The following is a 13,408-nucleotide window of genomic DNA, read 5'->3' as shown; positions in this document are numbered from 1 at the left end:
CTTCCCACTCCTCTCTATTTAATTAAATGCTTTCCAGAACATTTTCTTGGCAGGAAGCTCTTGTTTCTTCACCGGTGCATCAGGTTCTTTTACGAGACCCTTACGTCTTAATGACGGTGCAGGCAGCGGCTTTCTTTTCAGTCGGGTATCTTTTTCTTCCCAAGCTTCCAGAATGACGTGGGCGTTCGTTCCGCCGTCGGCAAAGCAGTTGATGGCCGCAGACGGCCTGGCTGCATCCCATTCGCCGGCTGTTTTATTAAAATACAAATCGGTCTTTGTTATATCAAAATGCGGCATCGGTTCATCCCCTGAGAGAAACGGAACCGTTTGTCTGTGTTTCAGCATTAATACGACTTTTATGAAGCTTGCGATCCCTTCTGCACAAAGCGGGTGCCCGATGTTCGGCTTGATTGACCCGATGCCGAGCGGAACATGCTGACCTGAGCGGTATACGGATTGAATCGCCTTCAGCTCAAGTAAATCAGTCACAGCGGAACCCGATCCGTTTGCTTCGATATAAGTGATATCCTCCGGCTTCTTACCGCTTTTTAAAAGCGCACTTTGCATAACGTCTTTTTGCGCCTGAACATTAGGGGCTGACGGCCCTGCCGTTCTGCCGTCATTATTCATGGCGGCGGCCTTAATGACTGCGTGTATCGTGTCGCCGTCTTTTTGCGCCTGGCTTACCGTTTTTAACAGCACCATGCCCACGCCTTCTCCGAGGACAACGCCGCCTGAACGCTTATCAAATACATGAAATACCGGTTTTTCGTTTAACAGCCCGCGCTCTTGGAACATCCGGTGCGCCGCATCCGTGTTCAGCATGCTGACACCGCCGACTACCGCTATTTTGATATCGCCGCTTCTCAGTGCCTGTACGGCCATATTCATTCCTGTCAAAGCCGATGAACAAGCCGTATCAAGCACGATGCTCGGCCCCCGCAGGTCAAAAAATTGCGAAACGTTTGCAGCTAAATAGTTCTGCCCGCCCGCAACGATCGGATTGCGGGCATTCGCAAGGCTTTCACGATCAGGCTGATGCTGGCTGCGGCCTCCGATATACACACCGGCTTCTATACCCTTGATTTCTTCACGGGTATAGCCGGCATGGCACCAAAGCCTTACGCTTTCTTCCAGCACCGCCAATGCCTGAGGATCCATCGCTTTCGCGTCGTTTTCCGGTATGAAAAAGAAATCGGAATCAAAGTGATCCATATTTTCAATCAAGCCCGCAACATACTGATTTTCGTAACCGAATCGTTCGGCCGGCACGGAGCCGATCGCGGACCTGCCGTTTCTCAGCAAATCCCAATATTGTTCTAACGATTCCGCTCCCGGAAAGCGGCAGCTCATTCCGACGACGGCAATGTCTTCATTTTCGGCATATCGGTTTTGTTCAGCTTGAACGGTTTGCACATTGGCGGGAACCGCGGTTTCTGTATCAGATTCCTTCCTTGTGAGCAGCGGCTGACTGTTGGATACAAGCCATTCGGCAAACGCGTCAATCGTCGGATGTTCATATAAAACAGACGGATCTAAGTCCTTTTTGAGCGCTTGATTCATTTGCTGTAAAAGCTGCGCTAAAATGATCGAATCAACCCCGTAATCCTGAAACGGTTCGTCTGTTTCCAGTTCATCCGGAGCGATTTTCAGCTCATCAGAAAACAGTTTTACAAGCCATGCCTTCGTATCAAAAAGAAGGTCTGAGTCTGATTGTTTTTCCTCGATTTGACCGTTTATTTCTGCTTCAGCCTCTTTTTGTTTTTTCTTTTGACTGAGCAGCCTGTCAGGATGCCATCCGCTTCGATCAACGATGGCCGGCAGAACGGCCGGGCGGATGTTTTCAGACAAAATGCGGTCCAGCAAGTCAATCCCTTCCGCATTCGTCAGTCCTAAAAGTCCGGTCTGCTTCAGGCTTTCTGTGCGGACTTCACCCAATCCGGTTTCCTTCCAATTCGGCCATTGAATGCTGACCATCGGATATTGATGCTGATGAGCAGCCGCGAAATAATCCATGTACGCATTTGCCATCGCATAATCCGACTGCCCCGCGGCAAGCGCCGGAACGACAGCAGATACGGAAGAAAATAAGACGAAGAATCGCAAAGGATCATTTGTAAAAAGGCTGCTTAAAGTTTGAAGCCCGGCGACTTTCGGTTCCAGCACTTCTTGTATGTCGTCAGCAGTCTTTCTGATAAACGCCGGATTTACTGAATTAACCGAGCCTGCACAGTGAATGACCCCGCCGATCGGTCCCATCGTGCGCCGGATCGTTTCAATTTCCGCTGCCGCCGCATCACGGTCAGACAATTTCAGACTGATGACCGCTACTTGCACACCTTTTGCTTCTAGCGCTTCAATCGCCCGTATTTTCTCTTTCAGCCGTGTATTCACAGCTGACCGTTCATGGCGGGGAGGAATCGGCTCCCTGCCTGTCAGCACCACTTTTTTCACGCCGTGTTTTTCTGTGAAATGGCGTGCGCATAAAAGACCGAGCCCTCTCGTCCCTCCGGTAATGAAAAGCACATGATCTTCCGGGAACGATGCGGGCTGTTGTTCTGATCGCTCCCATTTTGGAATCTCCCTGAATACAGCGCGGTATCTCTGTCCGTTTCGGAGGCAGACTTCCGGTTCTGTGCTGTCCGCTGAAAATTCATCCGCAACCTGTTTGGCAAGTGTCTGCTGATTTGTATCGGTATCGGCATCCAGGTGTCTTGACGTCACGTTTTGATACTCACTTTGCAGCATTCTGTACAAGCCGCTTTTTGCCGCTCCTGCGAGATGAATCGTTTTCTGCTGAAACGGCTCCAAGCCTTTTGTTACATACAGCAGGGTCAGCGGCCGCGCTTGACGGCGGCTCGTATCAATCAGAGACTGGAGCCGGCTGATCCCTTCCAGTGAAAGGTCTTCGTCTCCGCAGCCCGTCAGATCGATTGCGCCATCTATGCGGCTCCAAGCGGCAGCTGACGTGTCAGCCGAATCGACCGGGTGAATGAACGAGTCATCGAAATGCTTTGCAGTCTCTTCGGCAAGTCCCCTTGTCCTTGCATCAGCCAGAATCATGACCTTCTGAACGCTTTTTTCATCGGCAGACTCGATCTCACACGGAACCCACTGCTTTTCTAAAAGTACAGCTTCGCGCCGGTCTTCCGTTTCCTCCGATGCAGATTTCACTTGAGGCAGCCAGTACGGCTCCTTGGCAAACGGGTAAGCCGGCAGACTGATTCTGCGTGGTTTTTTCGCCTTGATAGAGTCTGTTCCAGTCCACGTGAAGCCCTTTTGCCCACAATTCCGCTATATTGCCATATTTTTTCTTATCGAACCATGACCTGACAAGCTGCTTCATATCATCGTCCGTTTCAAATGCTTTGATTTCTTTTTTTGCCGTTTTGATGTGGGCTTCATATATCCCTTCACCCGTATTGCTGTATATAAAATCGGTTAAACGGCTGATCAGTTCTTCTCTCGAACCGGCTGTAACCGCAAGACGGTAGTCCATTGCGTCACGCCCGGTTTGAAGCGTGTACGCCATATCTGAAAGATGGATATCCTGATTGGCTTTTGTAAATTCGATCATCGACTCGGCATAGGCTTTTAGCTGCGGCGCTTTTTTCGCCGACAGTACAAAAATGTTTGTCTCATCAGGTTTTCGGCTGCCCCGGTCTTTCGGCTGGTACTCTTCAATGACGAGATGAGCGTTTGTGCCGCTGTAGCCGAATGAGCTGACACAGGCCCGACGCGGTGCTCCGCCTGTTTCCCAAGGTTTGAGTTCGGTATTGACAAATAAAGGCGAGTCATCGAAATCAAAATGTTCATTCGGCGTGCTGAAATGAAGACTCGGCACAAGCTTTTGATGCTTCATCGACAGCAGGACTTTCTGGACGCTTGCTACGCCTGCCGCCGCCGACGTATGTCCGATATTCGATTTAACCGAACCGATGGCGCAAAATTGTTTTCGGTCCGTTTTTTCCTTAAATACAGAAGATAAAGCTTCTAATTCAATCGGATCCCCCTGCTTTGTGCCGGTGCCGTGCATTTCCGCATAGGTAATGCTCTCAGGGTGGATGTTGTGCGTTTCATACACTTGGCGCTCTAAATCCATTTGGCTTTTCGCGCTCGGGGCGGTAATGCCGTTTGTTTTTCCGTCCTGGTTAATTCCGGATCCGATAATGACTCCGTAAATATGGTCTTGATCGGCTTCCGCATCTTTCAGCCTCTTCAGAACGAGCGCCCCCGCGCCTTCGCCAGGCACAAATCCGTTTGCGCTGTTATCAAATGCTTTGCATTGGCCATCAGGAGACAGCATTCCGGCTTCACACATGCTGATATATGATTCAGGCGTTATATACAAGGTGACGCCGCCGACAAGCGCCATGTCAATTTCATGATTCAACAGCGCCTGACGCGCCAAATGAGTCCCGACAAGAGACGATGAGCATGCCGTATCGATCGGAATCGCCGGCCCTTTCAAGTTGAGATAATACGCCAGGCGGGCCGCCGCGATGCTGAAACTGTTGCCCGTTGCGCTTCCTCCTGTCTGATGTTTATTTAACATCATGCCGTATTCATTGTTCATAATCCCTAAATAAACACCGCAATTTTTCCCGCTTAATTCTTTTGAGCTGTAGCCCGCATCTTCAAAGGCTTTAAAGCCTTCCTGTAAAAATATCCGGTGCTGCGGGTCCATAAGTTCAGCTTCAGACGGAGAAATATTAAAAAACAGCGGATCAAATTCTTCAATGCCGTCAAGCATACCGATTGATTTGCAGTATACTTTGCCCTTCTTGTTTAAGGCCGGATCATAGTATTGGTTTACATCCCAGCGGGAAAGCGGGATGTCGCGAATGGCGTTTTTCGCACGCACTAAATTGTCCCAATACGTCTTAAGATCCGGTGCGTCGGGGTATTTGCCCGACATGCCGACGATGGCTATCGCGTCCGCCATCTCGTCATTAGGCTCCTGTTTGGCCTGCACAGGTTCAGGTTCCTTTTGAACCGTTAATCTCTCCGGCTCGGCAGGTGTTTTCTCCTGCGTAAGCGGCTTTGGACGCACGGGAACCGCCTGTTTTTTTCTGCCGCGGACGGACGGCTGCGTGCGCAGAAAATCGGCAAATTGACGGATGGTCGGATAATCATACACTTTCGTTACGTTACAGTCCGTGCCGTACCGTTTATTGACGGCTTTTATCCATTCAAGACCGGTAATCGAATCCATGCCCAGGTCAATAAAGGCCTCATCAATATCTACTTCATGCCGCTCCATGTACAATACATCAGCAAGTGCTTTCGATAACTCGTCATGCACCGCTTCAATCGGTTCTTCCGGTTCGGCGGAAGCTGCCGTTTCAGACATCGCCTCGAGAATATCCGCTTCTGCCTGTATCACCGGCTGCTTATGAGCGGTTAAAGGCTGCAGAAGTATGTTGGACGGTTTGTTCACGGCCTCCGTTTTCTGCGGTTCGGTTACTTCCTCAAGGATCGGTTCTGTCCCGAGCTCCTTTTGCAAGAAGGACGCAAACTGGCTGATGGTCGGATAATCATATACTTTCGTCACCGTAAGAGACGTGCCGTACGTTTTATTAACCGCCTTTATCCATTCAAGACCGGTGATTGAATCCATACCGATATCAATAAAAGTGTCGTCTGCGTCGATATCGCCGGGATCCATATATAAAACGTCCGCCAAACTTTCCGTTAATTCGGCACTTACTTTTTCAGCGGAAACCGCCGGACGGTCAGCGGGCTGTGCGGTTCTTTTTGATTCCGCGCCGCTCAAAGGCTGCAATGTAATGTTGGACGGTTTTTCTTTCGCAGTCTCCTCGCAAAGAGGTGCTGCTTCAATGACCGGTTCCGGGACGGCCGCCGGTGCGATCGGTGCAGGCTTTGTTTCCACCGGTTTTTTGACAGCTGCATCAGCTGATGTGTCGACCCAATAACGGTCTTTTGCAAACGGGTAAGCCGGGAGACTGATTTTTTGCGGTCTGCCCATTTGATACAGCTTATCCCAATTGAGCGGAAGGCCCTTTACCCAAAGCTCTAATATCTTTGCGGCTTTGCCTTTTTCAAGCCATGCCTCAATGGTTTTTTCCATGTCCTCATCAGCCGCAAACAGCGCCATCGTGTCTTTATTCTGTCTGACTTGTCCGCGGTAGAGCTGATCAATTGAATCTTTGCCGCCCGTAAATCCGTCAAGCTTTTCTTCAAGCTCGCGCAAATTGCTGACAATCAGACCGAGACGCTCTTCCATCGCTTCACGGCCGGTTTGAAGCGTATAGGCGATCCGGCCCAGATCCGCTTCCTTGTAACACCCGCTCCGCATTGCATCAAGAAGCCGTTTCGCCCGTTCTTGAAGCCGTTTCTCATTTTTTGCGGAAAGGACGATCATCGACGGATGAGGTGCGGCAAAAGCCGTCTCTTTATCCTCATCAGCGGTATATTCTTCGATGACGATGTGAGCGTTGACGCCGCCGGCTCCGAAAGAGGAAAGCCCCGCGGTTCTCGGCAGTTCCTTATCATTTATGACCGGTCTTTTCCACTCTTCAAGCGTCTGCTGCACTTTAAACGGCGTACTTGGAAAATCAATATTCGGGTTAAGCGTCCGGGAATGCAGTGACGGCGCAAGCTTCTTGTATTTCATTTGCAGCAGCACCTTTGTCAGCCCCGCGATGCCTGCTGCGCTTTCACAGTGCCCGATATTGGATTTTGCTGAGCCGATGGCGCAAAACTGTTTATCTTGTGTTTGTTCTGAAAAGACTTTTGTCAGACCCGTGATTTCAATCGGATCGCCGAGTGAAGTTCCAGTACCGTGGGCTTCGATGTAGCTGACCGCCCTCGGATCGGTTCCCGCGTCTTTTAACGCCTGTTTGATTACCGCGGCTTGGGCGTTCGGATTCGGGACGGAATACCCGTTTGTTTTTCCATCATGGTTCACGGCCGTGCCTTTGATCAGGCCGTAAATATGATCACCGTCCGCTTTTGCTTTAGAAAGCGGCTTGAGGAGTACGGCGCCCACTCCTTCACCGGGCACATAACCGTCTCCGCCTTCTCCAAAACTTTCACATCTCCCTTTGCTTGATAAAAATCTGTTCTGGCCGAGCATCAAATATTTATTCGGATGGATGGATACATTGACGCCCCCGGCAAATGCCGCCTCGCATTCCCCGTTCCGCAAGCTTTGACACGCCAGGTGAATGGCTGTTAAAGAAGAAGAGCACATCGTATCAAGAGCCATACTCGGACCGTTAAAACCGAATACATAGGAAGCCCGGTTCGCGATGGATGACGGATTTCCAGTCAAGGCGAGCGATTTTCCGCGCGCCTGTTCTTCGGCTCCGTAAAGCTGATATTCCTCATACATGACGCCGACGTAAACACCGACATTGGCACCCTGCAGGTCACTCGATTTTCCGGTCAGCTTTTTGCGCGTATAACCGGCATCCTCCATCGTTTCGTAGACACATTGCAGAAATAACCGCTCCTGCGGGTCCATCAATTTTGCATCCCGGGGCGAAATAGAGAAGAATTGCGGATCAAATTTGTCCACGTCTTTCAAAAATCCTCCCCATTTTCCGTACGTCTTGCCTTCTTGATCTTTATCAGCGTCGTAATAAAGGCTGTGATCCCAGCGGCCGCTTGGAATTTCGGTTATGCAGTCAACGCCTTCTCTTAAGTTCTTCCAAAATTCCTGGAGATTTTCGGCCTGCGGATATCGTCCTGATATACCGATAATCGCGATATCTTCACGCTCCGGCACTGGATTTTCCCGCGTGTCTGTACGGACTTGCGCAAAGCCTTTTTTGCCTTCACTGCGATAGGATACAGGCTTTTCTTCTGTTTTCTCCGGCAGATCCGGTTTGGCTGCAGGGGGTTCCTCCATTTTCATTCCGGTCACTTCCAGCAGCGTGCCGCGGTGAGCTTTCATAAAATATTGCGCCAGCGATTCAATATTCTGGTACTCAAAAAACAATGTTTTTGATAATGAACCGAAGCTCTTTTCCAGCTGTCCCGTCAAATGCATAATCATAATCGAATCAATTCCGTAATCTTCCATAGGCGCCTTGGCGTCAATGCTGCCGACAGGAAGTTTGGTTACTTCCGAAAGCACATGTTTCAAGAAATGCTCCGTTTTTTCCGCAAGCATGTTTTCTCCGCCTGATGAAAAGCCTGCCGATGCTTCTGTTTCGCTTTCCGTATCTTCTTGATCTTCCGCTGATTTTTTCAGAAACGCCCGGATTTTTGCGGCGTAGCCTTCCGTCACCATGATCTGGGATGTCTTTTTTGCCCACCCGCGGTACAAAGCTTGAATGCCGTTTTCTGTTTTCATAGGGACCATGCCGCTTTCTTTTGTCAGCATGGCTTCCGTTTCGGCGTCAACCGTCATCCCGCCGTCTTTCCAAAGCGGCCAGCAGATTGAAAGAGTGTGTCCATGGCGTTCATTTCGGGCCTTTTGCCGGTTTCTTTTTTCACTGAAAGCGTTCATAAACGCATTGGCCATCGCATAATCTGCTTGGCCCGCGCTTCCGGCGCTTCCCGCTCCGGAAGAGAAAAGAATCAGAAAATCAAGTTCTATGTCCTTACATGCTTCATCAAGATGAACCAGCCCGGAGACTTTCGGCGCCAGTACATCACGGAGTTCATCTTTGTTCTTTTTCAGAATATAGTTGTCTTTTATCGTTCCGGCGCTGTGAATGATACCGTTTAAGCCGCCGTACTGCCGGCAGATATCCGCTATGAGCAATTGAACTTCTTGTTTATCTGTCATGTCCGTTTGTTTGTACACGGCTTGTACGCCAAGGCCGGACAGCTCTTGCAGCTGGGCTTTTTTACGGTTATCCAGCGCAGAACGCCCCGTTAAAATAAGAACGGCGCCTTTTGCATGCCGGGCGATTTCTTTGGCGAACAAAAATCCGAGACCGCCCGCACCGCCAGTGATCAGATAAACACCTTTATCCTTCCACGGCTTTTCGGCGCCAAACTGTTCAAGACCCGTTTCCTGCCATTGCGCAGTATAGCGCCTGCCGTTTTCATAGCGAATATGCTTGTCATCAGGGTGAGCGCTGCATTCTTTTACATATCGTGACAGCGTGTCTGCCTTGACGTCCGGCTCCGCTTCAATCAGCTGGCCGGTCAGGTTCGGGTTTTCAAGCGCCGCTGTTTTCAAAAGCCCCGTTAAGCCGCAAAGGAGCTGCGTATCCGCTTCTTGAGGCACGACAATCTGAATAAGCTCGCGCCCGCCGGAATTTGAAGCGAGGATTTTCTTCACTTCTTCAAAAGCCTGAACTGCACAGTCTTCAAACCGTTCGTCTTCATTCTTATGCCAATCACGGAGCACATGACAGCTGAAGTCTGTCTGTATGCTGTTCATTTGATCTGTAAACCGGTCAGATATCATCACGTGACGGGTTTTGAAATGGACTGGCGCTTTTTCATGTACAGCCGCCTTCTCTTCCCATACGTGTTTAAAAAATAGTGTATCTGTTTTATCCGTTTCAATTTCCCGTGCGGAATAACCAGTCATTTTCACACATACATCGCCTTGTTCGTCACATATATCAATATCCAGCTTTTGCACGGCATCTTCAGGATTGCTATCGCCGCTGTACGCAATGGAAACCCACATATTGCTTTTACAGCTTTTCAGCACATCAATCTGCTCCAGAGCAAACGGCAGCATCGGCCTTATGTCAGTTTCGTCTCTATCAAGCATCAACCCGATTGTCGCGTGGAATGCCGCATCCAAGAGGCTCGGATGGAGGACAAACTGATCTTTTGTATGAGAAACAGATGACGGGAGTGAGAGTTTCGCAAGCACTTCGCTGTCTTTTGCATAGATTGCCGTGACCGCTTTGTGAGCATCCCCGTATTCAATCCCCATCTGTTTATAAGCTTGATAGCAAGCGTCAGGTGTGATCAGACGGCGTGATTCTCTCAATTTGTCAATCTCGATTTTCGCCGGTTCGCCCGCCCGGACAAACGCCGCGCTTCCTTGCGCATAGAGAACGGGCTCTTGTTCTGATGAAGCCGATTCACGATAAACCGTAAATCCCATGTCCCCATTTTCTTCGTCATAAAGACGGAGATACAATTCTGCGGACTCATCCGCCGCTGTAAACGGACGTATCCATACGACATGCTTCAGGCGGACTGTTCCTTCTTCTTTCGTTTCTGCCGCGTGTTCAACGGCCGCCCGGACCATTTCCAGATAAGCCGCGCCCGGTAACGTCCGCTCGTTTTTGACGACGTGATCTTTGAGGAAAAATTCTCCGCCGCTAAAAGAGGACCGAAAACGGACGCCTGACATGTTTGATACATTTTCATGCAGGAGCGGGTGCAGCATGCCTGCATTTTTTTGCGGTAACAAATCTTTTTTCGACGCCTCGGGCACCCAATACCGTGTTTTTTCAAACGGATATGTCGGCAGGCTGATCCGATTCGGTTTGTTTTCACCGTATAAGAGATTCCAATCCATCGTTCCTCCGCCGGCCCACTTCTCAGCAATCATCTCCAGATTCCCGGAAGAAAGCCATTTATGTATCAAGTCAGGAGCAAGCTCTGCCTGTTTCGTTTTATCAGCTCTGTTCCGCCAGCATCCGCCGGCCGTTTGACCCGCCAGAAAATCTCCCAGCCGTTCTTTAAGCTGTGTTATATTCTGTGCGGTGAAAACAACCCGCTCCTCCATTTGCTCACGGCCGACCTGAAGTGTATATGCCGCATCCTCAAGCGGCACGCCGGGATGAATAAATGCAGACAGCTTCGCAACATACGCTTTAAGCCGCTCTTCATTTCGGGCGGAAACCGGGAAAATGAATGTCTGTCCTTCCGCAGGTTCAGCATTTGTTCTGTGTGATTCTTCCGGAATAAATTCTTCCAGAATGAGATGCACATTTGAACCTGTCGCCCCGAAAGAACTGATCCCGGCACGCCGCGGATATACTGTTTCGTTTCCGTCTTCCGTCACGGAAGGCTGCTGCCATGCTTCTGTTTGATGCTGGACATAAAACGGTGATTGTTCAAAATCTAAATACGGATTCAGCTCCTCGGAATGCAGAGACGGCACCAGCGTTTTATAGTGAAGCTGCAGGGCGACCTTGCTTAACCCGCTGATGCCCGCCGCCGATTCAGCATGGCCGATATTGGACTTCACTGATCCGATGGCACAGAACTGTTTGTCCTGTGTGTACTGGCGGAACGCCTTGACAAGGCCTTGAACCTCAATCGGATCGCCGAGAGACGTTCCGGTCCCGTGCGCCTCAATATAACTGACCGTGCGCGGATCGATTCCCGCTTTATCCAGACATTCCTCAATTAAATCGGCCTGCGCGACCGGGCTCGGCACAGAAATCCCGCTTACTGTTCCCACGTGATTGACGGCACTGCCCTTTACTACCGCGTAAATCCGGTCTCCGTCTTTTACCGCTTCTTGCAGCGGTTTTAATAAAACGGCACCGATTCCTTCAGCCGGTACATAGCCGTCTCCGTCTTTCCCGAACGTATGACAAACCCCGTCTGTTGAAAACATGTCCCATAAACCGTATGTCAGATATTTATTCGGATGCAGTGACAAGTTGACGCCTCCGGCAACAGCCGATTCACATTCCCCGCGCCGAATGCTCTCCACAGCAAGGTGAACCGCAGTCAGCGAAGATGAACAGACCGTATCGACCGCCATGCTCGGCCCGTGAAAATTACAAAAATATGAAACTCTGTTTGCGATCTGCGCATAATTAAGAGACAGCGGGAATACATGATCTTCAGAAGAAGCCTCAGCTCCGACCAACGTATAGTCCTTGTGCATCACCCCGGCAAAGACGCCGACGCGCTGTCTCTTATTTTGTCCGCGCGCCTCCGCGAGCGACTTCGGCGTATATCCGGCATCCTCAATCGTTTCCCAGCATGTTTGTAAAAACAGCCGTTCCTGAGGGTCCATTGTTTCAGCTTCCCGCGGCGTAATCCGGAAAAATTGAGGATCAAAGCAATCCGGATCATCAATAAATCCGCCCCATTTTGAAATGCTCTTTCCCGAAGGCGACTTTACATTTTCAAATCGGCGCCAGTCCCAGCGAGACTCTGGAATTTCGGTGACACAGTTTTTTCCTTCTTTCAGGTTTTCCCAGAATTCGTGAATATTTTCGGCTTGCGGATAGCGTCCGGCCATCCCGATAATGGCGATATCTTCATCTTGCGGCACACTGCTTTTCCGCCTTTTTTCTGTTTGCGGCTGCTTCTCCATTTTTGCCGGAGGCGCGCTGAAATGGCTCCCGTGCTGCTCAGTCAGGAAAGCCGCCAGCTCTGCTGCCGTCGTATATTCAAACAGCAAAGTCGGTGAAAGGGTTTCGCCGATTTTTTCGCTGATCGTTTCGACGACGTCAAGCAGTCCGGACGATGTCAGCCCCATTTCATAGTAGCCGACTTGAGAATCAATCTGTTCAAGCGGCTTGCCGATTTTTTCCGCCATCAGATTCATGACATACCGTTCTGCTTCCTCATGCGGGTGTCCGCCTTCAAGCGATGCCGCAACTTCCGGTAAACCGGCTTTTTCAGGAGACTTCTCAGCAGCCTTTCGGTCTGTATTGATCAGCTCGGCATCCCGCACGAGCTTGCTTGTGAAATCTTTCAGCTCGGCTACTTTCCGGCCGGATGCGTTAAAAAACTCCAGTGTAATGTAAATGAGCTCCTTTTCCTGCCGGAGCGACGAACGTTTGATTCTCGTGATGCATCCAGCCTGCAAAGGTTCGGAAGCTGTAAAAGATTCATAGAAAAGAGGCAGAAACAGCCTCTTTTCCCCATTTAACAGCGATGAAATTAATAGGTTTGCGCCGACGCCGCTTCCGTCAAGAAGGGTCGGATGGAACAAAAACCCTTCGGCCTGTCCCATCGCGTCTTTTCCGAGCGATAAATCAAAGGTGACCCCGTCCCGCTCCTCAAACACTTCTCCTTCTGCTTTCATATATCCGCTGTGAACCAATTCCTGGCTTCTGCATTGTGCATACAGCTCATTTAAATCGATGGTGCGTTCCGCCTCGCGTTTGACAGAGTCAAGATCAAGCGTGTCACTGAATACTGCGGGAGCCGTCTCATGCATTTCCGCTTTGACGTAAATACGTTCGTCCGGCTGCACTCGTCCGCCGCTGACCTCAGCCCCTTTTGCGGTCAGTTTCCAGCGCCCTTCTTTTACCTTTGTACATTCAACCGTAAGCTTGACGGCGCTGTCTTCTTTCGCAATAAGCGGCTGATATATGGATAAATGGCGCAGCTGAAGCCCGTCATATGAATACCCGCGCTCTTTGAAAATCTGATAAAACATATCAATATAAGCCAATCCCGGAAGGACTTTTTGTCCGTAAACGTCATGATGTAAAATAAACGGATTTTTCAGCGATAAAGTGATTTGCTTATTGAAGTTCTTCAC

At 50.1% G+C, this 13,408-nt stretch carries 1 pseudogene; it reads right to left on the bottom strand.

The annotated features are described in order from the left end of the window. Nucleotides 1-18: 18 nt before the first annotated feature. Nucleotides 19-13,408: pseudogene (locus AADZ70_RS04540) on the bottom strand (SDR family NAD(P)-dependent oxidoreductase).

It is taken from the genome of Bacillus sp. YBsi01 (genome assembly GCF_038406745.1).
In the GTDB taxonomy this organism is placed as follows: Bacteria; Bacillota; Bacilli; order Bacillales; family Bacillaceae; genus Bacillus; species Bacillus siamensis.
This window is presented reverse-complemented; position numbering and strand designations above follow the sequence as displayed.